The organism is Streptomyces sp. BI87, from assembly GCF_025957665.1.
In the GTDB taxonomy this organism is placed as follows: Bacteria; Actinomycetota; Actinomycetes; order Streptomycetales; family Streptomycetaceae; genus Streptomyces; species Streptomyces albidoflavus.
Map to the genome: position 1 here is coordinate 2,957,928 of NZ_CP110079.1, position 24,373 is coordinate 2,982,300.

Consider the following 24,373-nt stretch of genomic DNA (forward strand, 5'->3'; position numbering starts at 1 on the left):
GTCCGGTGATCCTGGTCCGGCCCGGCGGACGGCGTCCTACCGGGCGCCGAGTTCGGCGAGCGCGCCGTCCGTCAGCCGGTACACCGTCCACTCGTCCTGCGGGCGGGCGCCCAGCGACTCGTAGAAGCGGATCGAGGGCTCGTTCCAGTCGAGGACCGACCACTCCAGGCGCTGGTAGCCCCTCTCGACGCAGGTGCGGGCCAGTTCGCGCAGGAGCGCCTTGCCGTGGCCGCCGCCCCGGGCCTCCGGGCGGACGTAGAGGTCCTCCAGGTAGATGCCGTGGACGCCGCGCCAGGTCGAGAAGTTGAGGAACCAGAGGGCGAAGCCCACGGGCTCGCCGGTGGTGTCGTCCTCGGCGAGGTGGGCGAAGGCGGCCGGGCGCGGGCCGAAGAGCGCGGTGTGCAGCTGCTCCTCGGTGACGCGGACCTCGTCCAGCGCTTTCTCGTACGCGGCGAGGTCGCGGATCATCGCGTGGAGGGCCGGGATGTCGGTGGCGCGGGCGGTGCGGATCATGGGCGAAGGCTAGCCGTGGCCGCTCACGCGCGGCCCAGCAGGACGCGGGCGATGTGGGCCTGGTCGGGCTGGAGGCGGTGGGCGCCGTCGAGGACGTTCCACTGGGTCTCCTGGAGGACGCGGGCCAGCGTCCAGCGGGCGGCGCGGGCCCGGTCGAGCCCGGCCAGCGCGGTGAGGGCGTCGAAGCGGCGGCGGACGGCGCCGGGGTCGAAGCGGTTGTAGAGGGCGGGGGCCAGGTCGAAGCCCGGGTCGCCCGCGAGAGGCTTGGGGTCGATGGCGAGCCAGGGGCCACGGGTGGCGGCCTCGGTGCCGGGGTGCGGGGCGAGCACGTTGCCGTAGTGGAGGTCCCAGTGGAGGAGGCGGTCGCCCGGTTCGGGCAGGACCTCGCGGACGGCGGCGGCGATGTCGGTGAGCAGGGCCCGCTCGAAGGGGTCGCTGAGCGAGGCGACGGCGCGCGGCGCGTGCCGGACCAGCCGGGCGGCGATGTCGGCGAGGCTCCGCAGGCCCGGCGGCGCGGGGTGGGCGGAGAGCCGGGCGAGGAGGGTGCCGAGCACGGTGACGGCCTCGTCGGGGTCGGCCAGCGCCTCCAACGGGCGTGCCTGGTCGAGCCGTTCGACGAGCAGGGTGCCGGTGGCCGGGTCCTCGGCGAGCAGCCGGGCGGCCCCGTCGCCGTCCCAGGCGCGCAGGGCGGCGCCCTCGCCCGCGCTCTCCTCGTCCAGCAGCTGGAGCTTGAGGACGGCGGGAGCGTCGCCGTGGGCGGGCAGCCGGACGGGGAGGACGAGCGAGACCATGCCGTGCATCGCCGGGCCGTCTGGGCGCAGGCCCCAGGCGTCGCGGTAGTGGGCGGCGCGGCCGGGCAGGCCGGCGATGAACTCCCGCCCCCGCTCGCCGTTGAACCGGGCCTGACTGGCGGCGAGTTCCGGGGGAATCGTGAGCCCCGGCCAGGCGGGAGGGTCGTACGGGTACGGGTGCGGGAGGGCGCCGGGGTGGGTCACGCGGGGAATCGTACGAGCCGGACGGGGCCCGGGGGCGGCAATGCGCCCAGCCGCCGGGCCCCTCTCCCGCGCCGCCCGCCCGCGCAGTACCGTCCTGTCCAGCCGACCGCGCCGCCTCGGCGCCGACCACACGGGGACACAGGACACATGAGCACAGTGACCGTCAACGGCGGGATCTCCTTCTGGCACGCCGACCAGGGCTCCGCCGACCCCCGCGAGCCGCTGCCCGGCGACACGACCGCCGACGTGTGCGTGGTCGGCGGCGGCTACACCGGGCTGTGGACGGCGTACTACCTGAAGAAGGCCGCGCCGTACCTGCGGATCACCGTGCTGGAGCAGCGGTTCTGCGGCTTCGGCGCCTCGGGGCGCAACGGCGGCTGGCTGTACAACGGCATCGCCGGGCGCGAGCGGTACGCGCGACTGCACGGCAAGGAGGCCGCGATCCGCCTCCAGCGGGCGATGAACGCGACCGTGGACGAGGTGGTGAAGGTCGCCGCCGAGGAGGGCGTGGAGGCGGACATCCACCAGGGCGGCGTCCTCGAAGTGGCGTACACGCCGGCCCAGTTGATGCGCCTGAAGTCCTTCCACGAGACGGAGCTGGGCTACGGCGAGAGCGACCGCGAGCTGTACGGCGCCGCCGAGACCGCCCGCCGGATACGCGTCGCGGGCGCCGTCGGCTCCACCTGGACGCCGCACGGCGCCCGCATCCACCCGGTGAAGCTCGTCCGGGGCCTGGCGGCGGCCGTCGAGGCGCTGGGCGTGGTCATCCACGAGGCGACCCCGGTCACCGAGATCCGCCCCAAGCACGCGGTCACCCCGTACGGCACGGTCCGCGCCCCCTACATCCTGCGCTGCACCGAGGGGTTCACCGCCTCCCTCAAGGGCGAGCGGCGCACCTGGCTGCCGATGAACTCCTCGCTCGTCGCCACCCCGCCGCTCACCGCCGAGGTCTGGGAGGAGATCGGCTGGGAGGGCCGCGAGACGCTGGGCGACATGGCCCACGCCTACCTGTACGCCCAGCGCACCCCGGACGACCGCATCGCCCTCGGCGGCCGGGGCGTCCCGTACCGCTACGGGTCCCGCACCGACACCGCCGGACGCACCCTGCCCGCCACCGTCGAGGCCCTGCGCGAACTGCTGGTCCGCCTCTTCCCCGTCCTGGAGGGCACCGAGATCGCCCACACCTGGTCCGGCGTCCTCGGCGTCCCCCGCGACTGGTGCGCCACCGTCACCCTGGACCGCTCCACCGGCCTCGGCTGGGCCGGCGGCTACGTCGGCTCCGGCGTCGCCACCGCCAACCTCGCCGCCCGCACCCTCCGCGACCTCGTCCAGCAGGACGCCGGCCAGGGCACCGCCACCGACCTGACCACCCTCCCCTGGGTCAACCACCGCGTCCGCAAGTGGGAACCCGAGCCGCTGCGGTGGCTCGGGGTCCACTCCCTGTACGCCGCCTACCGCTCGGCCGACCGGCGGGAACTGGCCCGCCCGGACGCGGAGACGGCCTGGATGGCGCGGGTGGCGGACCGGGTTTCGGGGCGGGGGTAGGGGGCGGGCTGCGGAGGTCCCGCCTCACTCCCAGTCCGGGGGCAGCTCGTGGAGACGGCCGCAGGCGAGCATGGGGCAACGGACGTAGCGGGGCGCCGTGTCGTCGTGGTGGCCGCCTTTGTCCTGGTCTTCGGCTTCTTCAGCGTGGTCATCGTCGGGCTCGGTCTGCACGGCTCAGCTCCTCGGGAGGGGTGGGGGCGCTCAGGATGCGCACGGGGCGGGCGTAGAGCCGGTACCAGCCGGAGGCGTCGCGGGCGAGGAATCCGTACGGCACTCCGTCCGCGAGGCGGCGGGCGGCGGCTCCCTGAAGGCCCATGTTGGCGGCCCAGGAACGGAGTTGGGTCGGGGCGTCGGCGCCGGTGTGGGGCGTCGGCCACAGGGTCCCGGGCGGCGCCCACGCGCTGTCCGGGCCGGGGTCGAGGCCATCGGCGAACCGGAGAGCCTGCCCCCGGAGCCAGCGGAGAGCGAGGCACCGGCTGGGGGCGACGGTGCCGCCGAGGCACAGACTCCGGGCGCCGTCCCCGCCGTACACCTCGGCGAGGTAGCGGACGGCGCCGCTCACGAGGCCCCCCGCAGCCAGCGGCGTAAGCGGTTCTCCTCGGCCATACGAGCCCTAAGGGCGCGCATCGCAGGGGAATCCTCGTCCGGTTCGGGGGCGGGACCGGGACCGTGACCAGAACCGGGACCATGACACGGACAACCACAGTCAGCCCCGCAGACCGGACGCCCAAGCCCCGGAGGCGCCGCCATCACACCGGCTCAGGGGCCGAGCACTCCCCCGCCGCCCGGTGCAGCTTGAGCAGGACACGGCAGTCGGTGGCCTTGCTCCAGTCGAACTCGGCGTTGGCTTCGGCCTCGGCGAGGGTGAGGTGGTGGCAGGTGTCGCAGGGGGTGAACTGCGTTCCAGGAACGGTGATTTCAGGGCGCACAGGTGGGCCCTCCGGGCGCTGCGCAGACATGGTCAACTCCTCTCTGTAGCGAAACCGCTACCGGGAGCGCCCACGGTGACCTACTCTCAGCAGGGCATCAACCTCCGGGCAAATGAGTGGGAGTTGCTTCCAGAGTGGCGAACCGGAAGAAACTGAACCCCGATGAGAGCCCGCGTGCGGCCTTCGGAGTGCGACTGCGCACCTTGCGGGAGGGTCGGGGCTGGACACAGGAAGACCTGTCCGACCGCATGGGCTACTCCGCCACGCACATCTCGGGTGTCGAAATTGGCAGGCGAACTCCAACTCCCAGGTTCACCGCAAGTGCCGACAAGGCCCTCGGGACGGGGGAGTCGCTGACTCGGCAGGGGGACGCCGTCCTGAACCCAGCGATACTCGACGGCTTTCCTCAGTTCGTCGTGCAGGAGGGGCGCGCGGTGGAGATCCGGCTGTTCGAGTTGGGTGTCCTACCGGGACTGTTCCAGAACCCTGCGTATGCCGCCGCCATCACCGAGGGAGCCCTACTGCGGGGTGCGATCACGGAGGAGCAAGGGGACGAACGCTTGGCGCTGCTGGACCGGCGACAGCGGTCCCTGGAGCGCACACCGCCGCCACAGATCTACGCGGTGCTCGACGAAAGTTGTCTGATGCAGCAGGTCGGCGGACCCAGGGTGATGAGCACGGCGTTGGGCCATCTGTTGGACCTCGCCAGCCTGCCTAATACGGTGATCCAGGTCGCTCGGTTCGGACTGGGAGCACGCCGCTCGTTCTACACACCGGTAACGCTGGTGACCATGCCTGACCGATCCCAAGTGGCCTACGCGGAGTCCGCGCTCTCGGGCCAACTGCAGCGTGAATCACGCTTCGTCGGCCCACTGTTTACGGCCTACCATCAACTTCAGGCTGAAGCGCTCTCACAGGCCGAGTCGGTGGCTGTGATCAATCAGGTACGAAAGGGCATGTCGTGACTACTGAATCCCTCCGTTGGTTCAAGTCCTCCTACAGCGCCAACGGCGGCCAGTGCGTAGAGGTCGCCGCCGACCTGGTCGCCTCGCACGGAGTGATCCCCGTCCGCGACTCCAAGATCCAGTCCGGCCCCGTCCTGGCGCTGCCCGTCTCCTCGTTCTCCGCCTTCGTCGCGAGCGTCAAGGCCGGGGACTTTTCGGCCTGAGCAACCGCTGGCGCACCCTCACCGTCATCGATCCCTCACGAAAGGGCACCCCATGACGACCGAGTCTCTCGCCTGATTCAAGTCCTCCTACAGCTCGAACGGCGGCAGTTGCGTAGAGGTCGCCACCGACCTGGTCGCCTCGCACGGGGTAGTCCCGGTCCGAGACTCCAAGATTCAGGCCGGTCCGGTCCTGGCGCTGCCCGCCTCGGCCTTCTCGGCCTTCGTCGCGGGGGTCAAGGCGGGCGACTTCTCGGCCTGATCCTCTTCTGGTGCACCGTCGCTGAACATTCGTGATCAACCAGCCGCAAAGGGGTACCCCATGACGACCGGCTCCTTCACTTGGTTCAAGTCCTCGTACAGCACCGATGGCGGCCAGTGTGTTGAGGTGGCCGCCGACCTGGTCACCTCGCACGGAGTGGTCCCCGTCCGCGACTCCAAGGTCTAGTCCGGCCCCGTCCTGGCACTGCCCGCCCCGTCGTTCTCCGCCTTCGTCGCGGGGATCAAGGCCAACGGTTTCCCGGCCTGATCACGCACGTGAGCCCGTCGCCAGCCCAGGACTGGGGTGTCGGCGGGCCGTGTGCTGCGACAGCACGAAGGCCGCCCCGATCGGGGCGGCCTTCGTCGTGCCTGAACCCTGGGGTGTGGCCTGCCCGTAGGCCGGGCTACCAGGGACGTTTCCAGGGTCTTCGTCGCGGAGTGTACTCAACCCGGGCCTCGCAAGGCGGCTACGGCGCGCCAGCGCCCTCACCACCCCGTCCACACCAGGTGATTGACCAGCAGCGCCACCCCCGCCTGCGCCCCCAGCCACCCCCGCCGCCCCCTCACCGGAAGCAACGCCGTCGCCGGAAGCAGCCAGAAGTAGAACGGCTGCCAGATCCGCTCCGTCTCGGCCTTGCTCATGCCGGACAAGTCGGCGGCGAGGAGGGCCAGGAGGGCGGAGAGGACGAGGAGGGTGAGGGCGGCCTCGCCGGTCGGGGCGGGGCGGCGGGGGTGCAGGGCGCGGAGGGCGGCGGAGGGGGTCCCGGTCAGGGTGCGGCGGAGGCCGGCGACGGTGGCGAGGCCGACGGCGAGGGTGGCGGCGGCCAGGTTGCCCCAGACCCAGTAGGCGTAGGGGCGGACGCCGCCCGCGCCCTGGTAGTAGCGCTCGACGAGGAGGGGGTACGCCTCCCACCAGGCGAAGCCGGTGAGGGTGAAAGCGAGGGGGACGGTCAGGGCGGCGGCGAGGAAGGGGAGGACGGGGCGGGTGGTGCGGGTGATCAGGAGGACGGTGGCGAGGGGGAGGGCGATGAGGGGGAGGCCGTAGCTGAGGTAGCAGGTCCAGCCGAAGAGGAGGCCGGAGGCGCAGGCGGCCGGGGCGGAGCGGCGGGTGGCGGCGACGGCGAGGAGGGCGATCGACCAGGCGGCGACGGCGGCGAAGTAGCCGTCGGCCGAGGTGCCGGTCCAGACGGCGAAGGGGGCGAGGGCGAGGAAAGGGGCCGCGCGGCGGGCGAGGCGTTCCCCGGCGAGGGCGCGGACCGCGATCAGCACGGCGGCGACGCCCGAGGCGCCCAGCACGATGCAGAAGACGCCCGCCCAGGCCCCGCCGCCGAGGCCGATCCGGTCGAGCCAGACGAAGGTGAGGGTGGCGCCGGGCGGGTGGCCGGCGACGTGGGCGGGCCAGTTGCCGGGCGGGCCGACGACGATGTGGTCGGTGAAACTGCGCAGGGCGGCGGGGATGTCGTCGAAGCGGTCGATGACGCGCAGGTACTCGTGTTTGGTGGTGAGGCGGCGGGCGACGCCCCGGTACCAGCCCTCGATCAGGGCGAGGGAGAAGATCCAGGCCAGCGCCGTGGCCCAGGCGGTCAGGAGCAGGCGGCGCCAGGGCAGGCGGTCGGCGAGGGCCGGTCCGTACGCGACGACGGCGGCGGCGACGGCGAGGGCGGCCGGGGTGCCGGGGCCGGCGTGCGGGTGCCAGGAGGCGAGGAGCGGGGGCCACTGGGCCTGGAGCCGGCCGTCGGCGCTCTGCCACACCCAGCCGACGCCGCAGGCCACCGCCACCAGCAGCGCGCCCACCCCGGCGGCGACCAGGTCGGGGCGGTGGCCCGCGCGCCCGGCCCCGGCGGCGGGCTCGTCGGCGGGCCGGCTGCTGTCGCTGCGCTCCTCGGTCTTCACACGGGCACGCTATGCACGCGGGCACCCGGGGCGGCGGTGCGACGCCGCCACGTCACGCGGACGCCGGGACCGAAGGGTGACGTACGCGTCCGCGCGGCGCTGTACCCCTTTCGCGGCGGCTTGTCCGGCTTACCGTCGCCCCATGCCCGCCTCCCGCCAGCCGTCCGCCGCCCCCGCGCGGCTCCCCTCCGACCCCCGGTTCTGGCGCAGCCCGGTGCGCGGGGTCCGGTTCACCTCGGTGCTGGGGCTGGTGCTGCTCGGCGGGATCACCGTGCTGTTCGTGACGGGGCTGCTGTCGTACGCGGCGTACAACCCGGACCTCGCGGCGGTGAACGACAAGACGCCGGAGAAGGGGCTGCTGGGCTTCTACCTGTTCGCCTGGCCGACCGGGCCGCACTGGCTGTACCGGGTCACGCAGGGCGTGCACGTCACGCTCGGCATCGTGCTCGTCCCGGTGCTGCTGGCGAAGTTGTGGTCGGTGATCCCGCGCCTCTTCGCGCTGCCGCCGGCCCGGTCGGCGGGGCGGGCGCTGGAGCGGGTGTCGCTGTTGCTGCTGGTGGGCGGGGCGCTGTTCCAGTTCGCCACCGGGCTGCTCGACATCCAGCTGGAGTACCTGTTCCCGGGCTCGTTCTACGTGCTGCACTTCTACGGGGCGTGGGTGTTCATGGGCGCGTTCGTCGCGCACGTCGCCCTGCGGCTGCCGAGGACGGTACGGGTGCTGCGGCACGGGGTCGCGCCCGGCGAGCGGGACGAACTGGCCGCGCCCGCCCCGGCCGGGGCGACCGTGTCGCGGCGCGGGGCGCTGGTCGTGGTGGGGGCCGGCTCGCTGCTGCTCCTGGTGACCTCGGTTGGGCGGAGCTTCGACGGGACCTGGCGCCGGGTCGCCCTGCTCACCCCGCGCGGCGGCGCCGAGCCGGGCGGCGGGCCGAACGGCTTCCAGATCAACAAGACGGCCCGGAAGGCGGGGATCGTGGCCGCCGACACCGGTGAGCGGTGGCGGCTCACCCTGGCCGGCCCGGCCGGACGGCTGCGGCTCTCCCGCGCCCAGCTCCTCGCCCTGGAGCAGCACACCGCCGCCCTGCCGATCGCCTGCGTCGAGGGCTGGTCCACCGCCGACCAGCACTGGCGCGGGGTGCGGCTGCGCGACCTGGCCGCGCTCGCGGGGTACGAGGACGGAAGCGGGCCACCCCCCGCCGTCCTGGTCGAATCGCTCCAGGTCAGCGGCCCGTTCCGGTCCGTGGCCCTGCGCGACAACCAGGTCGCCGACCCGCGCTCCCTGCTCGCCCTCACCGTCAACGGCGCGGAACTCTCCCTCGACCACGGCTTTCCGGCACGGGTGATCGTCCCGGCCGCTCCCGGGGTGATGAACACGAAATGGGTGGCCCGGATGACCTTCGGAGATCCGCGATGAGCCGGGGGCGGGCCGCGCGGTGGTACGGGGAGGGGCCGCTGCACCTGGTCCTGATGGCGGCCTCGTTCGCGCTCGCCGGGTACGCCGGGGTGCGGCTGCTGGCGGGCGGTCAGGCGTGGCTGGTCGTGGTGTGGTTCGCGGGGGCCGCGCTCGCGCACGACCTGGTGCTGGTGCCGTTGTACTCACTGGCGGACCGGGCCGTGACGCGGGCGCTGGGGCGGCGCCGGACGCTGGTGAACTTCGTCCGGGTGCCCGCGCTCCTGTCGGGGCTGCTCCTGCTGCTGTGGTGGCCGCTGATCACGCGTCACCCCCCGGGCGCCTACGTCTCCGCGAGCGGGATGTCCCCCGACAGGTTCCTCGGCAACTGGCTCCTGATCACCGCCGGGCTCTTCGCGCTCTCCGCGCTGCTGCTCGCCGTACGGGCGGTGCGCTCCCGGCGCAGGGCGACGAAGGGCCGCCCGTCGGCCTCCCACTGATCGGCGATGCGCCAACCGTGCGCGCGGGCGTGCCGGAGCAGGGCCGGGGTGCCCACGCGGGCCCAGGGGAAGTGGCCTGCGGAGGCGTCGGGGCCACGCCCGTCGTCCAGGCGTACCCGGACGTGTTCGTCCACGTCGTGCGGGGCCGTCTCGGCGACGAGGAGGCCGCCGGGGACGAGCAGGGCGGCGATGCGGGCGAGCAGGGCGCCGGGGTCGCCGCCGATGCCGATGTTGCCGTCGAGGAGCAGGGCGGTGCCCCAGGTGCCCTCGCCGGGCACCTCGTCGAAGACGCAGCGGCGCAGCGCGGTGCGGCCCAGCCGCTGGGTGTGGGCGACGGCCGCCTCGCTGACGTCGATGCCGAGCGCCCGGTGCCCGCGCCCGGCCAGCGCGGCGACCAGGCGGCCGGGCCCGCACCCGATGTCGAGGACCGCGCCCTCGCAGCGGCGTACGGCCGAGAGGTCGGCGGCGTCGGCCTCGGCGCACCAGCGCTCGACGTCCAGCGGCAGCAGCCAGCCGTCGCTGCGCCGCAGGTAGAGCGGGCCCCGCCCGGAGCGCAGCGCGTTGGCGTACGGGTCGGTGGCCCAGTCGGCCGGCCGGCCCGCGCCCGTCGGCGGCAGGGCGGTGCTCATCGCAGGGCCGCCGCGCCGGTCAGCCTCGCCAGGGTCGCCGCGAACCGCCCGTCGGGGGCCTCCGCGGCGGCGTGCTCGGCGTCGGCCGCCTCGTCCACGTCGCGCAGTTCCCGCAGGTCGCGGACGGCGAGGCCGGCGCCGGTCAGCCGGGCGCGCTGGAGGCAGCCGGTGTCCGGGCGGGACATGGGGACGCCGAGGACGAGGCCGGGCCGGGGTCTGGCCAGGCCGAGCGCCCAGAAGCCGCCGTCCTCGGCCGGCCCGAACCAGGCGTCGCAGCCGTCCCACGCGGCCGGGGCGAGGGCGGGGGCGAGGTGGGAGGCGGTCAGGTGCGGGGTGTCCATCCCGATCAGCACGGTGGGGCCCGCGCAGGCGGCGAAGGCGGCGGCGATGCGCTCGTCGAGGCTTCCCGGTGCTTGGGCGCGTACCTCGATGCCCGGCGGCAGCCAGGGGCCCGGGCGTCCGTCGAGGACGAGGACGTGGCGGCGGGCGGGCAGGGTGAGGACGAGGTCCAGGGTGTCGGCGAGGGAGGCGGCGGCCAGTTCGGCGGCCTCCTTGGGAGAGAAGGGCGGGGTCAGGCGGGTCTTGACCCGGCCGGGCACGGGCTCCTTGGCGAGGACGAGCAGGGTCGTCGGTCCGGGGGTCACCGGGTCACCTCCGCCGGGCCGGGGGTGGGCGCGGGGGGCGTGGCGGGGGCGGCCGGGGGCGCGTGGAGGACGGCGCGCATGTCGCGGACGGCCTGCCAGGTGCCGCGCCAGGTCCCGGTCACCTTGGAGCGGCCGGTACGGGCGAGGTACGGCACGTCCGTCTCGGTGACGCGGAGCCCGGCGTCCGAGGCGCGCACCACCATCTCCAGCGGGTAGCCGCTGCGCCGGTCGGTGAGGTGGAGGTCGAGCAGGGCCTCGCGGCGGGCGGCGCGCATCGGCCCGAGGTCGCGCAGGCACAGCCCGGTGCGGGAGCGGAGCATCCGGGAGAGGGCGAGGTTCCCGGCGCGGGCGTGCGCGGGCCAGGCGCCCCGGCTCTGCGGGCGGCGCCGTCCGAGGACGAGGTCGCTCTCCCCGGCGGCGATCCGGGCGACGAACCCGGGCAGCAGCGCCGGGTCGAGCGAGCCGTCGCAGTCGCAGAAGCAGACGTAGGGCGCCGTGGCGGCGAGCAGCCCGGCGTGGCAGGCGGCGCCGAAGCCGCGCCGGGACTCGTGGACGACGGTGGCGCCGAGGCCGCGCGCGAGGTCGGCGGAGCCGTCGGTGGAGCCGTTGTCCACGACGATCGCCCGCCATCCTTCGGGCAGGCGTCCCAGCACCCAGGGCAGGGCCTCCGCCTCGTTCAGGCAGGGCAGGACGAGGTCCGCGCGGGCAGACACGGTGGAGCCGGTCGGATCTTCGTTCACACCGATCATCCTACGGATGATAAGGGTGCATTCCGGGCATCGCGTCCCGTGTGCCGCCGCCGTAGACCGAGTGGCGGACGACCGGTCAGCCGGAGCCGGGGACGGGCCCCGAGCCCGCACCGGGCCGCAGCGGTGCCGCCGCGAACTCCGCCATCCCCTCGGCGAACCCCACCTGCGGCTTCCACCCCAGTTCGTCGCGGAGCCGCCGGGAGTCGGCGGTGACGTGCCGGACGTCGCCCAGCCGGTACTCCCCGGTGACCACCGGCGCGGGCCCGCCGTGCGCGGCGGCCAGCGCGGCGGCCATCTCCCCGATGGTGTGCGGCTCCCCGCTCCCGGTGTTGTACGCGGCGAAGAAGCCCGGCTCCCGCCCGGCCAGCGCCGCCAGCGCCACCGTGTTGGCGCTCGCCACGTCCCGGACGTGGACGAAGTCGCGCCGCTGCGCCCCGTCCTCGTAGACCCGGGGCGCCTCGCCCCGGGCCAGCGCCGAGCGGAAGAACGAGGCCACACCGGCGTACGGGGTGTCGCGCGGCATCCCCGGCCCGTACACGTTGTGGTAGCGCAGGGCGACGGCCCGGCCGCCGGTGGCGCGGGACCAGGCCGAGGCGAGGTGTTCCTGGGCGAGTTTGGTGGCCGCGTAGACGTTGCGCGGGTCGGTCGGCGCGTCCTCGGCGACGAGGCCGGGGCGGAGCGGGGCGCCGCACTCCGGACAGGGCGGCTCGAAGCGGCCTGCCTCCAGGTCGGCGGCGGCGCGCGGGCCCGGGCGGACGGTGCCGTGCCGGGCGCAGTCGTACCGCCCTTCGCCGTAGACCACCATCGACCCGGCGACGACCAGGTCCCGCACACCCGCCGCCGCCATCTCGGCGAGCAGCACCGCCGTCCCGAGGTCGTTGCAGCCGACGTACGCCGGGGCGTCCGCGAACTCCTTGCCCAGCCCGACCATCGCCGCCTGGTGGCACACCGCGTCGATGCCGGCCAGCGCCGCCCGCACCCGCTCGGCGTCGCGAAGATCCGCCACGACGGTCCGCGCTTCCTGCGACGGGGGGCCGCCGGGGTGGGCGGCGGGCAGCAGCGCGTCGAACACCACCGCCTCGTGCCCGGCCGCCGCCAGCTCCGCTGCGACCTGCGATCCGATGAACCCGGCTCCGCCGGTGACCAGTACGCGCATGAGGCTCACGCTAGGCGGCGGGCGGCGGAGCGCGGTGAGGCGCGCGGAGGGCCGCTGCCGGGCTGGGCGGCTCAGGTGTCCGGATGCGCGTCCATCCGCAGCGACCAGGTGCCGCCGTGGCACCCCGCCGGCAGGGGCGGGAAGCGGTGCCCCTTCACATCGGTGCTCCAGTGGTGCCCCTGGCCGCAGTCGCACGCGTAGATCCCGCTCTCGGGCACGATCTCACCCGGACGCCACGTCGCTGTCTCCTCGCTCATGTTCCCTGTGTACGACGAAGTGCGGCCGCCCGCGAGCGGGGAGGGCGGCGCACTCGCGGAGGTGGCGCGGCGGGCCCACCCTGGAGGGGGAGGCGTCCCTACACGAGTGGAGGGAAGGGAATGGCGGCACAGCAGTTCTCCGTCGGTGACCAGGTGCGGTGGAACTCCGAGGCGGGACACGTCCAGGGCGTGATCGTGAAGAAGCACACCCAGGACGTGGAGTTCAAGGGCTACACCCACCACTGCTCGCCGGACGACCCGCAGTACGAGATCAGGAGCGACAAGACCGACCACATCGCCCTGCACAAGGGCGGGGCCCTGACGAAGGTGTGAGGCCCGGCCCGTGCCGCGTCCGTACCGCATCCACACCCTCGGCCACTCCACCCGGGAGTTCGACGAGGTGGTGCGGATGCTGCGCGCCCACGACGTGACCCTCCTGGCCGACGTCCGCCGCTTCCCCTCCTCCCGGAAACACCCCCAGTGGAACCAGGAGGCGGTCGCCGAGGCCCTGCCGCCCGGCATCGGCTACCGCTGGCTCCCCCGGCTCGGCGGCCGCCGTCACACCCCGAAGGGCGTCCCCAGCGAGAACGGCGCCTGGCGGGTCAAGGCCTTCCGCGACTACGCCGACTACATGGCCGGGGAGGAGTTCGCCGAGGGACTGGCCGAACTGCTGGACCTGGCCGCACGCGAACGCGTCGCCCTGATGTGCAGCGAGGCCGTGCCCTGGCGGTGCCACCGCCGCCTCGTCACCGACGCGCTGCTGGTCGCCGGGGCCGAGGTGGAACACATCCTGTCGCCGGCCTCGGTCCGCCCGGCCACGCTCAACGAACACGCCCACGTCGAGCACGGCCGCCTCACCTACCCGCCACCCCCGGAACCGTCATGACCTGGGTCGACGAGGTCCGGGAGGCCGTCCTGACGATCCCGGCCGGCTTCGTCGCCTCGTACGGCGAGATCGGCCGCCACCTCGGGATGGGCCCGCGCCAGGTCGGCCGTGCCATGAGCCTGCTCGGCGAGGACACCGGCCTGCCCTGGTGGCGCGTGGTCCACGCGGACGGCACCCCCGCCACCTGCCACGAGGGCCGGGCCCCGGCACTGCTGGCCGAGGAGGGGACGCCGATGCGGGGTGGGCGGGTGGATCTGGGGCGGGCCCGGCACCGGTGGGGCTCGCCGTGACCATCGGGCCGGGGGACGGTTAGCCGGTCATGAACAAGCTCGCGCGCATCGCCTCGGCCCTGACCCTCGCCGGGGCCGCCCTGTCCACCACCGGCACCGCCCAGGCCCTGGACCTGCCGGGCCTCACCGGACCCGACGGCCTCTCCGTCCTGTCGGGTCAGGACGAGCTCCTGAGCGGCGAGCAGACAACCCTCGCGCCGGTGGCGGGGCTGGTGGGCGCCGAGGGGATCGGGGTCGGGGCCGACAGTTAGGTCCGGGCGCGGAGGGCTTCTTCGCTCTCCCGCGCCGCGTCCTCGGCGCGTCCCCCACGGGCGGCGGACTCGGCGAGGGTGCGCACCACGAGCAGGGCCTCACCCGCCCCACACCACCCACGGCGTGGTCCCCTGCACGAGCGTCAGCACCCCCAGCACCACCAGGTCGGCGATGCCCAGGCCCAGGCCGAGCCAGGCGCGGAAGCGGCGGGGGGTGCCCCGGCGGAGGGCGAGGACGGCCAGGACGATGGCGGTCGGGCCGAGGATGAGGTTGAGGACGAGGAGGCCGGCCAGGCCGGTGACGAAGGAGGCGACGGCCATGCCTTCGGCGTCGCGACGGCCGGTCTCGGCGGCGGGCGGTGCGGTGAGGCGCACGTCAGGCTCCCTTCTGCGTCAGGTGCTCGGTACGGCTCCTCGCTCGGCGGCGGCCGCGCTCGCGGACCGTGAAGACGGCGAGCCAGAGCAGGATGAGCGTGCCCAGGACGAGGGTGACGGGCAGCGGGAGGTAGGCGGCGGCTCCGACCAGGACGCCCAGTACGAGCAGGGCGGCGACCAGGAAGATCATGGCGGTCAGCTCCTTCGTCCGGGGGTGGGGCGCGGTCCTTCGGTACGGGTGATCAACGCGTCCATGCCCGCCGCTTACCCGTAAGTAAGGTCGACACGCGACCGGTTGCCGTGACCCGGGCCTCACCGCCCCGGCGCCGCCGGCAACCGGCTTCCCGCCCCGCGCCGCTCCCGCCCGAGCCCCCTGCCCGCGCTCCCGGCGCAAGGTGTCGGCCGGCAGTTCCGCGCGGGGCCGCAGGCGGTCGCCGAGGGGCCGCGCGGGGGTCCCGTTCCCAGGCGGTCTTCGCCTCGCCGTACACCGTGCGGCCGGCCTCGTCACCGGCCGGCGGCGGGAGCAGCGGGGCGGACTCGTCGGCGGCGGAGGAGACGTGGTCAGGGCGGCTTTCGGACGCTGTGCGATCATCCTGGAGCTGACATGACAAAGGGGGCTCGGGTGGGGACTGGGGCTGGGGCGGAGCGGAACGGGTCTTCCGTACCGGACGACGAGTGGGAGAGATTTCTGCGGGAGTCGGTGGAGGGGACCGCCGACGCGCCGAAGGAGCCGTCGGCGCGGGCCCGGAGCGTGGCCCGTCGGCTGCGCGACGAACCCGAGCCGCCGGGGTGGCGCACCTACTCCCCCGGCCCGCCGCCGCCCGTCGTCCGGCGGGAGCGCCGGCGCCTCGTGGGACCGCTGATCGCCGCGCTCGTCCTGGCCGTCGTGGTCGCCGTGGGCTGGTTCTTCGGCCCGTTCGGCGGCTCGGAGGCGGAAGCTCCGGTGGCGGCGCCGGAGACCGGGCGCCCCACCTCGGCGCCCCCGGCGGAGTCCGCCGCGCGACCCACCCTCGACGCGCCGTTCCGGGGCTCGCCCGCGGCCCGGTGGGAGAGCGGCGCGGCCGGGATCACGGTGCCCAAGGCAGAGGCCACCGGGTGGATGGACGCGGCCGAGGTCCGCCAGGCCCTCCAGCGGAGCCTCACCTTCCTGACCGAGACCAACCTCGACGCCGACGTGCTGCGCGGCGCACGCCCCGAAAAAACGCCGAAGCTGGTCAACCCGCACCAGGAGGACGTCCAGACCTTCCTGAGGACGGCGTTCCGCGAGCCAGGGCCGGGGAACGACCCGCTCCTGCTGGTCAGCCGCTTCGACACCGGGCAGGCCCACCTCGTCGGGGACGAGGTCCGGACCCGGGGGCGGCTCACCTACCGCGAGGGGAAGCGGGGCGCGCTGGAGGTCTCCGCCGACGTCACCTTCGTCTACCCGGTGGTGCGGGCGGAGGGCGCCCGCGACGAGGTCGTGCGCACCGTCGTCCGCCGCGAGACCGTCATGAGCTGGGACGACCCCGCCAAGGTCGTCACCGAACCGGGCACCTTCTCCCTCCTCTCGTACCGCCTGCACGTCACCAACGGCGGCTGCGGCGACTCCACCGGCTACTTCACCCCGCCGTTCGGCGAGGACCGCCCGGAGGCCACCACCGGCGACGAGATCGACCCGTACGACCGGAGCCAGGAGCTGCGCGACGGCTCGGGGGACCAGTGCGACGAGGCCGTCCGGTCCTGAGGCCATGGCGCCATGTGGCACCGCGTGGCGCCGGGCGGCGCCACATGGCGCCACTTAGGCGCCACGCGATGTACGCGGCATCGATGCAGGTCAGCCAATCGAGGGAGGGTGTCCGGCGCCAGTAGCGCCATTTCGGGGTTGTCATGGCGCCACAGTGGTGCCACTATGGCGTCATGGATCTGACGCCCTATGTCGAAACCCTTCACCGCGAACTCGCGGTGGCCGCCGAGGCGGGCGGTGAGGAAGCCCGCGTGCTGGCCGAGCGGCTGACCGCTCCGCTGGAGTCGGCCACCCGGCTCGCCATGCTGAACGTCCTCTCCGCCGCGATGGACGAGATCACCCGGGAGCTGGCCCCCGGCTCGGTGGACGTGCGGCTGCGGGGAATCGACCCGGACTTCGTCGTGACGCCGCCGCCGCGCGAGGAGGCGTACGAGGAGCGGGGCGCCACCGAACCGCTCAGGGCGCCGGCGCCCGCCCCGGCCGAGGCCGACGAGGGCGGCACCGCCCGCGTCAACCTCCGCCTCCCCGCCCACCTCAAGGCCCGCGCCGAGGAGGCGGCCACCACCGAGGGCCTGTCGGTCAACGCCTGGCTCGTCCGGGCCGTCTCGGCGGCCGTCGACGGCGGTACCGCGCCGGCCCGCCCGGCGCCGGGCACCCGCACCTCCCGCGCGGGAGGCCAGAGCTTCACCGGCTGGGCACGCTGACCGCGCCCGGCCAGGCACGCCCGCACCACCTCACCCCACTTCCACCGCACCGCGTCCCACCTGCGAGGACGCCGCGAAGACACCCGAGGACGGGACAGCCATGCCTTCTTCCGCCACTTCCCTCGACACCTCCTTCGAGACCCCCGAGCCGATCAGCGCCACCGTGCACGTGGAAGCCGGGGCCATCCGCCTCGTCGCCACCGACCGGACCGACACCACCGTGGAGGTCCGGCCGCGCGACGCCGGGAAGGACCAGGACGTACGCGCCGCCGAGCAGACCGATGTCAGCTGCATGAACGGCCTCCTGACCGTCCGGACGCCCAAGCAGCGCGCCCTGTTCGGGCGCACCGGCTCGGTCGACGTGACCGTCGAACTGCCCGCCGGTTCGCGCGCCGAGCTGACCGGGGCCTGGGCCCAGATCCGCGGCGAGGGCCCGCTCGGCGAGGTCCGCGTCAAGACCTCGGCGGGCGACGTACGGCTCGACTCCACCGGACCCCTGCACGTCACCGCCTCCGCCGGCTCCGTGAGCGTGGAGCGGGTCGAGGGCAACGCCGAGATCACCACCAGCAACGGCAGCCTGCGGGTCGGCACCGTCGACGGCCCGGCCGTCCTGAAGAACTCGCACGGCACCACCAGCGTGGCCGCCGCCCTCGGCGACCTGCGGGTGCGGGGCGCCAACGGCGACATCCTGGTCGAGCGCGCCGAGGGCTCGGTCGCCGCCACCACCGCCCACGGTTCAGTACGGATCGCTGAAGTGGTCCGGGGCAAGGCCGAGTTGGAGACCTCGTACGGCTCGATCGAGGTCGGCGTCCGCAAGGGCACCGCCGTCTGGATCGACGCCAACTCCCACGCCGGGCAGGTCGTCAACGCCCTGGACGCCGCCGACGGCCCCGAGGAGGCCGACTCCACCCTCGAACTGCGGGCCCGCACCCGCTTCGGCACCGTCGAGATCCGGCGCACCCGCGCCCGCGCCTGACCGGCCGGGGCCGCCCGCACCGGCGGCCCCGGCCCCGCGCCCCACTCCTCGCACACACCACACTCACCACGCCTCCGAAAAGGGAGAGCCCCATGGGTTCCGTTGTCATGCCCACGTCGCGACGAGGCGGCGGGGACGACCGCCCCCCAGCCGCGATCACCACCACCGGCCTGCACAAGGCGTACGGCGACAAGACCGTCCTCGACGGCATCGACCTGCGCATCCCGGCCGGCTCCGTCTTCGCCCTGCTCGGCCCGAACGGCGCCGGCAAGACCACCACCGTCAACATCCTCTCCACGCTCATCCCGGCCGACGGCGGCCACGCCGAGGTCGCCGGGCACGACGTGGCCGCCGCCCCGGACCGCGTACGGGCCGCCATCGGCGTCACCGGCCAGTTCGCCGCCCTGGACGACCTGCTCACCGCCGAGGAGAACCTGCTCCTCATGGCCGACCTGCTCCGGCTCGGCAAGCGTGAAGGGCGGGCCCGTACACGGGAGTTGCTGGAGCGGTTCGGCATCGCCGACGTGGCCGGGCGCCGGGCCGCGCTCTTCTCCGGCGGCATGCGGCGCCGGCTCGACCTCGCCATGACCCTGGTCGGTGACCCCCAGGTGATCTTCCTGGACGAGCCGACCACCGGCCTCGACCCGCGCAGCCGCCGCACCATGTGGGAGACGGTGCGCGAGCTGGTCGCCGGCGGCACGACCGTCTTCCTCACCACCCAGTACCTGGAGGAGGCCGACCAGCTGGCCGACCGGATCGCGGTGCTCGACGGCGGGCGGATCGTCGCCGAGGGAACCGCCGACGAGCTGAAGGCCCGCATCCCCGGCAGCCACGTCCGGCTGCGGTTCACCGGCCCCGCCGACTACGAGCGGGCCGCCACCGTCTTCCCCGACGCGACGCGCGACGACGAGCAACTGGCCCTGCGCGTCGCGGGCGACGCCGGCCTCGACACCCTGCGCGCCCTGCTCGACCGGCTCGACACCGCCGGGGCCCACGCCGCCGGCTTCTCCGTCCACACCCCCGACCTCGACGACGTCTTCCTCGCCCTCACCGGCGAGGGCGCGAAGGAGACCACGCGATGAGCACCCTCACCTACGCCGTGCACGACTCCGCGACGATGCTGCGGCGCAACCTGAAGCACGCCATCCGCTACCCGGCCGTGGGACTGGGCAGCGCCGTGCTCCCCATCCTCATGCTGCTCCTCTTCGTCTACGCCTTCGGGGACTCGATCGGCGCCGGGATGGGCGGCGGCAGAGCCGCCTACCTGGAGTACCTGACCCCCGGCGTGATCATCATGGGCGTGGCCGCCGGGTCGATGTCGACCTCGATCGCCATCTGCTCCGACATGACCGAGGGCATCATCAACCGGTTCCGGACCATGGACATCACCCGCGCCTCGTTCATGACCGGGCACGTCCTCGGCAGCGTCGTCCAGACCATGGCCTGCGCCGTCCTGGTGGTCGGCGTCGCCCTCGCCCTCGGCTTCCGCTCCGGCGCCACCCCGCTGGAGTGGCTGGCCGCGGCCGGACTCCTGACCGCCATCGCCTTCGCCGTGACCTGGCTGTCGGCCGGCTTCGGGCTGATCTCCAAGACGGTCGAGTCGGCGAGCAACAAGCCCCTCCTCATCCAGTTCCTGCCCTTCCTCGGCTCCGCCTTCGTCCCCGCCGACTCCATGTCCCCGGGCCTGCGCTGGTTCGCCGAGCACCAGCCCTTCACCCCCATGACCGAAACCCTCCGCGGCCTCCTCTCCGGCACCCCGATCGGCAACGCCTGGTGGATCTCCCTCACCTGGTGCGCCGCCATCGCCCTGACCGGCTACCTCTGGTCCCGCCACCTCTTCGCCAAGGGCCCGGCCCACTGAGCCGCCCAGGCCACGAACAGAGAGCCCGCCTGCCCCTTGGGGGACGGGCGGGCTCTTTCCTGTCGTCCCGTCAGGCGAGGCGGGTCACCGACGTGGCTCGTCTGACGGCGACGGCCGCCGGGAGTGTTCGCCGATCGCGGGCCGCCGGGCCCCCAGATGTCCCAAGGAGCGCTTCATGGCTCAGACCGTTCAACGGGTGCGGCGGCGCCCTCGCCGGGTGGCGGGGACGTCGCGGCCTCGCTCGCGCTGACGCCGGGGGTGCCGGCTCCGGCCGGGGCCGCGCAGCCACCGGCCGACCCGCGCGCCGTACTCAGCCCACGGGCGCCCCCTGCGCGGTCAGCCGCCCGTCGGCCACCCGCACCACCTGGTCCGCCCCGGCCAGGTGGTGCGGGTCGTGGGTGACCAGGACGGTGGCGGCGGCGGTGCGGTGGGTGAGTTCGGTGATGAGGTCGAGGACGGCGGCGCCGCGCTCGCGGTCGAGGGCGCTGGTGGGCTCGTCGACGAGGAGGACCCGCGCGTCGTTCATCAGGGCGCGGGCGATGTTGACGCGCTGGCGCTGGCCGCCGGAGAGCTGGTGCGGGCGGCGGTCGGCCTGCCCGGCGAGGCCCACGGCGTCGAGGAGTTCGCGGGCGCGTTCCCGGGCGGCGGCCTTGGGGCGCCCGTCGATGCGGGCCATCACCTGGAGCTGTTCGGCGGCGGTGAGGGAGGGCAGCAGGTTGGGCTGCTGGAAGACGATCCCGATCCGCGAGCGGCGCAGCGCGCTCAGCTCCCCGCGGCCGAGCCCGGCGGTCTCCCGCCCGGCGACGCGGACGGTGCCGCTGTCCGGCGTGATCAGCGTCGCGGCCACCGCGAGCAGGCTGGACTTGCCGGACCCGGACGGCCCGACGACCGCCGTGAGGCTGCCCTCCGGTACGTACAGGCTGACCCGGTCGAGGGCGGTGAGGCGGCTGTCGCCGTCGGGGTAGGTGAGGGTGACGTCGGTCAGTTCGAGGCTCATCGGGCACTCCCCAGAGCGGTCAGCGGGTCTACGGAGGTGATGCGGCGGACGGAGAGGGCGGCGCCCAGCGCGCCGAGCGCGATCAGCACGGCGGCCGGGGCGAGAACCGTCCCGGGGGCGAGGGCGAACGGCACGGCGGAGCCGGAGACCAGCGCGCCGATGCCGGCGGCGAGGGCGGTGCCGAGCAGGGTCCCGCCGGTGAGCAGGATCAGTGCCTGCCCGAGGGCGTCGGTGAGCAGGCCCCGGGTGGAGGCGCCGAGCGCCTTGAGGACGGCGATGTCCCCGGCGCGCTGGATGGTCCACACGGTGAAGAACGCGCCGATGACCAGGGCGGAGATGGCGAAGAGGAAGCCCCGCATGAGTTGCAGCGAGCCGTTCTCGGAGGCGTAGGAGCCGATGGCGGCGAGCGAGTCGTCGGTGGTGACGGTCCGGGTTCCGGCGGCCCGGTCGGCGGCGGGGAGCGCGTCGGGGTCCGCGTCGAGGGCGACGACGGTCGCGGTGGTCGCGGACCGCCCGCCCTCGGCGGCGCCGGGCGCGAGGTGCTGCCAGTCGGCGAGGTGGGTCCACACCACGGGCAGGTGGCTGTACGCGTCGTCCCCCTCGATCGCCCGTACGGTGAACTCCCGCCCGGCGACGGCAACTTCTGCCCCGTTGCCGTCGATGCCCAGTTCCTCGGCGGCCGGCTCGGTCAGGGCGATCTCGCCCTCCCGGACGCCCCCGGGGCCGATCCCGGAGCCGGGCTGGACGCCGAAGGCGGCCACCGAGGCGTGCCGGTCGCCGGCCGCCGCCCGTACCGAGGCGATGCCGACCGGTTCGGCGGAGCGCACCCCGTCGGCGCGGCCGAGCCGCTGCCACTGCTCCTCGCGGACGACGGAGGAGGCGTACGACAGCTCCTCGTCCCCGGCCGGTGCGGCGAAGGCGATCCGGTCGGCCGGGAGGCGGGTGACGGCCGAGATGTTCTGCTGCCCCAGCCCGGCCGTCAGTCCCGACAACAGCCCCACCAGCAGCGTGATGAGCACGATCACGGCCCCCATCAGCGCGAACCGCCCCTTGGCGAATCGCAGGTCCCGCCAGGCGACGTACATCCCGCCTCACTTCCCTTCTCCGGCCTCGCGGCCACTCGGCTCCCTGTGTCCTCCACGGTCGCCGCCGGAGGGGGTCGCGGGCATCGCGCGCGGGATGGCACTCCCGGAGCCGCAGGGCGGAGGGGCCACTCCGCCTTTCGGTTGACCGGTCCGCGACCCGGTTGTCGGTGGGACACGGCAGAATGAACGAGACGAACCGAACGCAGGCGCGAATGGGCGCGCGAGCGTGGCGGGGACGGGGGGCACGATGTCGGGGGTGAAGGCGCCGGGACGCGGTTTTCGCGTCGCGTTGTCGGTGGGTGTGGCGGTGGTCCTGGTCGGCCTGGGGCTGCTGTTCATGGTCTGGGGGGCGGTGGCCGAGCGGGACGCGTACCGGGCGGCGGAGCCCTGCGGGGTGCGGGCGGAGCAGGAGTGCGTGCGGCTGACCCGGGCGACGGTCCAGGGCACCCACGACCAGGCGATGGGCCGGGGTGTACGCCACTGGCTCCGCTACACCACGGGTGACTCAGCCTCCGGCGAGGAACGCGTCCGGATGGACGGCACCTCGCCGGTCTACTCCGCGGTGCGCGCCGGGGACACGGTCACCCTCGTCCGCTGGCAGGGCGAGGTGGCCTCGGTCCGCCTCGGCGAGACGGCGCAGGAGACGCACGACTCGCCCGCGCGCGGCTGGCGGATGCCGCTGGCCGTGGCGCAGGTGCTGCTCCTGCCGGGCCTGGCCTTCGTCTGGTGCGCGCTCTGGTACCGGCGCCGCGCGGCCGCTCCGCCGCGTGAGACAGCGCTCTTCCTGCCGCTGACGGTGCTGCTCAGCAGCGCCCTGCTCGGCCCGCTCGGCCTCTTCGGCGCGATGAGCGGCACGGACGTCGGCGAGGCGCTGCGCTTCACCGCGCTCTGCGCCCCGCCGGTCGTCCTGGTCTCCGCGCTGACCGCCTGGTACTTCCGCCGCCGCAGTCGCAGGGCCGCCGACGTCAGCGACATCACTCCCGTCACCCCACAGGCCCGGCAGCTCCTCGGCGCCCAGGTGCACGGCTCCGTCCCGTACAGCCGCGAGGGGTACGGCCTGCTCGTCGTCGGCGACGGCCCCCTCGTAGCGACGCTCGACCCGCACGCCAAGGTGGCGCGCGGCCCGCTCCCGGCCACGCTCACCGTCGAGCGGGTGCGCGCCATCGAGCCGTCCGACCCGCGCGGCTGGCTGGAGCGGTACCGCTACGACGGGGTGGTGCTGGTCTGCCGCGACGGTGACAACGAGGTACTGATAGGCACCGCCCGCCGGGACGCGCCGCTGGTGTGGGGGGCGTTGCTGGCGGCGGGGGGCGGGGTGCCTCCCGCTCAGCGAGGGGCCGGTGGGGGATAGCCGCGCCCCGCTCCCTGCCCCACGCGAGAGCGCCTTCGCGCCGTGGCCGGAACAGCAAGGAGCCCCGCCACCGCTCCCGGGAGGGAGGTGGACGGGGCTTCCTTGACGCTGCTCGCCCGGGTCAGGCCGAGCGGAACTCGCCCGCCTTGACGCCCGCCACGAAGGAGGAGAAGGCGGCAGCCGGGACGCTGAGCACCGGGCCGCTCACGACCTTGGAGTCACGAACAGGGACGGTGCCGTGCGAGGCGACGAGGTTCGTGGCGACCTCTACGCACTGGCCACCATTGTTGCTGTAGGAGGACTTGAACCAGCGGGGGGATTCGGTCGTCACGGTGAGCCCTTTCGTAACTGGCTGATCATGGCCACGGACGCCGCTTGCGACGGCGCTTCGGCCTGTAGCTGATGGTAGGCCGTCAGCAGGGGGAGCACCGACGTACTTTCGCGCTCCAGATGCCCTTGCTGAGCCGATTCGGCATACGACATGAGCGACCGATCCGGCATCGTCAGCAAGGTTATCGGCAGGTCGAAGGGTCGGCGTCCACCCATGTCGAAAGTCGCCACCTGAAGCACGGTGTTGTGCAGGCCGGCGAACTCGACCAAATGCGCCAACTGTGCGTCCATGACCTTCGGGCTCCCGATGGGCCGACGGAGACATCCCTCGTCCAGAACCACGAAGACGAGCGGCGGAGGCTGCCGCTGGAGAACCGTCTGGCGTTCGGCGATCAAGCTGACCCGCTCGTCGGCCTGTTCAGGGGTGATGGCACCTCGTTTCACCGCGCTCTGGGCCAGGGCCTCGGCGTACTCCTGCGTCTGCAGCAGACCGGGCATGACGCCCACCTCGTACAGCCGGACCTCTGCCGCGCGCCCCTCGTAGCCGATGAACTGGGGGAAGCCTTCGAGCAAGCTCCCCTGCTTCATCTCCCGCCACTTGCGCTCGAACGACGACTCTTCCGAACCAAGCGTGCCGAAAACCCGGTCTAGTCGGCGGGAGAGACGCAAGGTCGGAAGCTTCCGACCAGTTTCCACGGCCGACATGTGCGAGCTGGCATATTCGACTTTGTCGGCCATCATCTGCTGTGTCCAGCCCAGCCCCTCTCTCAGCTCGCGTAAACGCGCGCCGTAAGCCGCCTGGGGACTGCTTTCCGGGTTCAGCTCCTTGCGATTCAAGGAGGCACCACCAACCTTCCGTGCTCAACTGTCACGTTGATCGCGCTTTGACTCTAGGCCAGCCTGAGTGCTCCCGGTAGCGAA

At 74.1% G+C, this 24,373-nt stretch carries 30 protein-coding genes and 2 pseudogenes; 16 read left to right on the plus strand and 16 right to left on the minus strand.

All coding sequences use genetic code 11. From position 1 onward, the window contains the following. Positions 1 to 36: 36 nt before the first annotated feature. A complete protein-coding gene (locus OIM89_RS12815; protein ID WP_030697162.1) occupies positions 37 to 513 on the minus strand; it encodes a GNAT family N-acetyltransferase in 477 nt (158 codons plus the stop codon). Between the two features lie 23 nt (positions 514 to 536). Continuing rightward, positions 537 to 1,442, minus strand: a complete 906-nt coding sequence (locus OIM89_RS12820) for an aminoglycoside phosphotransferase family protein (RefSeq protein WP_047470906.1) — start codon at positions 1,440 to 1,442, stop codon at positions 537 to 539. Between the two features lie 213 nt (positions 1,443 to 1,655). On the opposite strand from OIM89_RS12820, the gene OIM89_RS12825 reads away from it, so the two are divergent. Continuing rightward, a complete protein-coding gene (locus OIM89_RS12825; RefSeq protein ID WP_175458278.1) occupies positions 1,656 to 3,053 on the plus strand; it encodes an NAD(P)/FAD-dependent oxidoreductase in 1,398 nt (465 codons plus the stop codon). Positions 3,054 to 3,201: 148 nt separating this feature from the next. Here OIM89_RS12825 and OIM89_RS12830 read toward each other — a convergent pair whose 3' ends face one another. Next, positions 3,202 to 3,615 (minus strand): hypothetical protein, encoded by a 414-nt coding sequence (locus OIM89_RS12830; protein WP_151168564.1) that lies wholly within the window; start codon positions 3,613 to 3,615, stop codon positions 3,202 to 3,204. A gap of 187 nt (positions 3,616 to 3,802) precedes the next feature. Then, positions 3,803 to 4,012, minus strand: a complete 210-nt coding sequence (locus tag OIM89_RS12835; RefSeq protein ID WP_195730601.1) for a hypothetical protein — start codon at positions 4,010 to 4,012, stop codon at positions 3,803 to 3,805. A 104-nt stretch (positions 4,013 to 4,116) separates the two neighbouring features. Between OIM89_RS12835 and OIM89_RS12840 the strand changes: the two genes are divergently transcribed. From OIM89_RS12840 to OIM89_RS12855, 4 genes and pseudogenes are all read left to right on the plus strand, one after another. Further along, on the plus strand, positions 4,117 to 4,947 hold the full coding sequence (locus tag OIM89_RS12840) for a helix-turn-helix domain-containing protein (RefSeq protein ID WP_023417893.1): 831 nt from the start codon (positions 4,117 to 4,119) through the stop codon (positions 4,945 to 4,947). After that, a complete protein-coding gene (locus OIM89_RS12845; protein ID WP_151168566.1) occupies positions 4,944 to 5,150 on the plus strand; it encodes a DUF397 domain-containing protein in 207 nt (68 codons plus the stop codon). Before OIM89_RS12840 ends, OIM89_RS12845 begins: the two co-directional genes overlap by 4 nt. Positions 5,151 to 5,202: 52 nt before the next feature. Next, positions 5,203 to 5,409 (plus strand): annotated as a pseudogene (locus OIM89_RS12850) (DUF397 domain-containing protein). A gap of 60 nt (positions 5,410 to 5,469) precedes the next feature. Further along, positions 5,470 to 5,676 (plus strand): annotated as a pseudogene (locus OIM89_RS12855) (DUF397 domain-containing protein). Between the two features lie 218 nt (positions 5,677 to 5,894). Here the strand turns inward: OIM89_RS12855 and OIM89_RS12860 are convergent. Next, positions 5,895 to 7,301 (minus strand): hypothetical protein, encoded by a 1,407-nt coding sequence (locus OIM89_RS12860; RefSeq protein WP_047470872.1) that lies wholly within the window; start codon positions 7,299 to 7,301, stop codon positions 5,895 to 5,897. Positions 7,302 to 7,443: 142 nt separating this feature from the next. On the opposite strand from OIM89_RS12860, the gene OIM89_RS12865 reads away from it, so the two are divergent. Next, complete coding sequence (locus OIM89_RS12865; RefSeq protein WP_226964204.1) at positions 7,444 to 8,712, plus strand: molybdopterin-dependent oxidoreductase; 1,269 nt, start codon at positions 7,444 to 7,446, stop codon at positions 8,710 to 8,712. A 319-nt stretch (positions 8,713 to 9,031) separates the two neighbouring features. Here the strand turns inward: OIM89_RS12865 and OIM89_RS12870 are convergent, their stop codons facing one another. The 5 genes from OIM89_RS12870 to OIM89_RS12890 all read right to left on the minus strand — a co-directional run bounded on the left by OIM89_RS12870 (position 9,032) and on the right by OIM89_RS12890 (position 12,623). Further along, the gene (locus OIM89_RS12870; protein WP_217467585.1) at positions 9,032 to 9,817 is read right to left on the minus strand and encodes a class I SAM-dependent methyltransferase; all 786 of its coding nucleotides are present in this window, start codon (positions 9,815 to 9,817) and stop codon (positions 9,032 to 9,034) included. Then, a complete protein-coding gene (locus tag OIM89_RS12875; RefSeq protein WP_264491277.1) occupies positions 9,814 to 10,461 on the minus strand; it encodes a DUF2064 domain-containing protein in 648 nt (215 codons plus the stop codon). The genes OIM89_RS12870 and OIM89_RS12875 overlap by 4 nt, the downstream gene beginning before the upstream one ends. After that, positions 10,458 to 11,210, minus strand: coding sequence for a glycosyltransferase family 2 protein (locus tag OIM89_RS12880; protein WP_030697148.1), 753 nt, complete (start codon positions 11,208 to 11,210; stop codon positions 10,458 to 10,460). The genes OIM89_RS12875 and OIM89_RS12880 overlap by 4 nt, the downstream gene beginning before the upstream one ends. Positions 11,211 to 11,286: 76 nt before the next feature. Further along, positions 11,287 to 12,366 carry an NAD-dependent epimerase/dehydratase family protein gene (locus OIM89_RS12885; protein WP_226964203.1) on the minus strand — a complete coding sequence of 360 codons (1,080 nt, stop codon included), beginning with the start codon at positions 12,364 to 12,366 and terminating at the stop codon, positions 11,287 to 11,289. A gap of 71 nt (positions 12,367 to 12,437) precedes the next feature. Next, the gene (locus OIM89_RS12890; protein WP_030697146.1) at positions 12,438 to 12,623 is read right to left on the minus strand and encodes a hypothetical protein; all 186 of its coding nucleotides are present in this window, start codon (positions 12,621 to 12,623) and stop codon (positions 12,438 to 12,440) included. 120 nt (positions 12,624 to 12,743) lie between these two features. Here OIM89_RS12890 and OIM89_RS12895 point away from each other — a divergent pair, with 120 nt between their 5' ends. Genes OIM89_RS12895 through OIM89_RS12910 form a run of 4 tightly spaced genes read left to right on the plus strand, consistent with a single transcriptional unit; the run spans position 12,744 to position 14,050 of the window. Next, positions 12,744 to 12,956, plus strand: a complete 213-nt coding sequence (locus OIM89_RS12895) for a DUF2945 domain-containing protein (protein ID WP_047470877.1) — start codon at positions 12,744 to 12,746, stop codon at positions 12,954 to 12,956. Positions 12,957 to 12,966: 10 nt separating this feature from the next. Then, positions 12,967 to 13,509 (plus strand): DUF488 family protein, encoded by a 543-nt coding sequence (locus OIM89_RS12900; RefSeq protein ID WP_030697144.1) that lies wholly within the window; start codon positions 12,967 to 12,969, stop codon positions 13,507 to 13,509. Next, complete coding sequence (locus OIM89_RS12905) at positions 13,506 to 13,799, plus strand: MGMT family protein (protein WP_238470120.1); 294 nt, start codon at positions 13,506 to 13,508, stop codon at positions 13,797 to 13,799. The genes OIM89_RS12900 and OIM89_RS12905 overlap by 4 nt, the downstream gene beginning before the upstream one ends. Before the next feature lie 29 nt (positions 13,800 to 13,828). Then, positions 13,829 to 14,050 (plus strand): hypothetical protein, encoded by a 222-nt coding sequence (locus tag OIM89_RS12910; RefSeq protein ID WP_030697142.1) that lies wholly within the window; start codon positions 13,829 to 13,831, stop codon positions 14,048 to 14,050. Between the two features lie 99 nt (positions 14,051 to 14,149). Here the strand turns inward: OIM89_RS12910 and OIM89_RS12915 are convergent, their stop codons facing one another. Continuing rightward, entirely contained in the window at positions 14,150 to 14,425 is a 276-nt protein-coding gene (locus tag OIM89_RS12915; RefSeq protein ID WP_003949896.1) for a hypothetical protein, read from the minus strand. 1 nt (position 14,426) lies between these two features. After that, a complete protein-coding gene (locus tag OIM89_RS12920) occupies positions 14,427 to 14,615 on the minus strand; it encodes a hypothetical protein (protein ID WP_047470879.1) in 189 nt (62 codons plus the stop codon). A 414-nt stretch (positions 14,616 to 15,029) separates the two neighbouring features. On the opposite strand from OIM89_RS12920, the gene OIM89_RS12925 reads away from it, so the two are divergent. The 5 genes from OIM89_RS12925 to OIM89_RS12945 all read left to right on the plus strand — a co-directional run bounded on the left by OIM89_RS12925 (position 15,030) and on the right by OIM89_RS12945 (position 19,689). Continuing rightward, positions 15,030 to 16,148 (plus strand): hypothetical protein, encoded by a 1,119-nt coding sequence (locus OIM89_RS12925; RefSeq protein WP_195730604.1) that lies wholly within the window; start codon positions 15,030 to 15,032, stop codon positions 16,146 to 16,148. Between the two features lie 173 nt (positions 16,149 to 16,321). Next, a complete protein-coding gene (locus tag OIM89_RS12930; protein WP_030697138.1) occupies positions 16,322 to 16,852 on the plus strand; it encodes a toxin-antitoxin system HicB family antitoxin in 531 nt (176 codons plus the stop codon). 100 nt (positions 16,853 to 16,952) lie between these two features. Then, entirely contained in the window at positions 16,953 to 17,828 is an 876-nt protein-coding gene (locus OIM89_RS12935) for a DUF4097 family beta strand repeat-containing protein (RefSeq protein WP_030697137.1), read from the plus strand. A gap of 107 nt (positions 17,829 to 17,935) precedes the next feature. After that, positions 17,936 to 18,910, plus strand: a complete 975-nt coding sequence (locus tag OIM89_RS12940; RefSeq protein WP_047470882.1) for an ATP-binding cassette domain-containing protein — start codon at positions 17,936 to 17,938, stop codon at positions 18,908 to 18,910. Then, positions 18,907 to 19,689 carry an ABC transporter permease gene (locus OIM89_RS12945; protein WP_264491278.1) on the plus strand — a complete coding sequence of 261 codons (783 nt, stop codon included), beginning with the start codon at positions 18,907 to 18,909 and terminating at the stop codon, positions 19,687 to 19,689. The genes OIM89_RS12940 and OIM89_RS12945 overlap by 4 nt, the downstream gene beginning before the upstream one ends. Before the next feature lie 310 nt (positions 19,690 to 19,999). On the opposite strand, the gene OIM89_RS12950 is transcribed toward OIM89_RS12945, so the two are convergent. Then, entirely contained in the window at positions 20,000 to 20,686 is a 687-nt protein-coding gene (locus tag OIM89_RS12950; protein WP_030697134.1) for an ABC transporter ATP-binding protein, read from the minus strand. After that, positions 20,683 to 21,771, minus strand: coding sequence for an ABC transporter permease (locus OIM89_RS12955; RefSeq protein WP_226964200.1), 1,089 nt, complete (start codon positions 21,769 to 21,771; stop codon positions 20,683 to 20,685). The genes OIM89_RS12950 and OIM89_RS12955 overlap by 4 nt, the downstream gene beginning before the upstream one ends. Before the next feature lie 247 nt (positions 21,772 to 22,018). On the opposite strand from OIM89_RS12955, the gene OIM89_RS12960 reads away from it, so the two are divergent. Then, positions 22,019 to 23,122 (plus strand): hypothetical protein, encoded by a 1,104-nt coding sequence (locus tag OIM89_RS12960; protein WP_264491279.1) that lies wholly within the window; start codon positions 22,019 to 22,021, stop codon positions 23,120 to 23,122. 121 nt (positions 23,123 to 23,243) lie between these two features. Here OIM89_RS12960 and OIM89_RS12965 read toward each other — a convergent pair whose 3' ends face one another. Then, entirely contained in the window at positions 23,244 to 23,453 is a 210-nt protein-coding gene (locus OIM89_RS12965; protein WP_095710294.1) for a DUF397 domain-containing protein, read from the minus strand. Continuing rightward, a complete protein-coding gene (locus tag OIM89_RS12970) occupies positions 23,450 to 24,289 on the minus strand; it encodes a helix-turn-helix domain-containing protein (RefSeq protein ID WP_151168578.1) in 840 nt (279 codons plus the stop codon). The genes OIM89_RS12965 and OIM89_RS12970 overlap by 4 nt, the downstream gene beginning before the upstream one ends. Between the last annotated feature and the right edge of the window lie 84 nt (positions 24,290 to 24,373).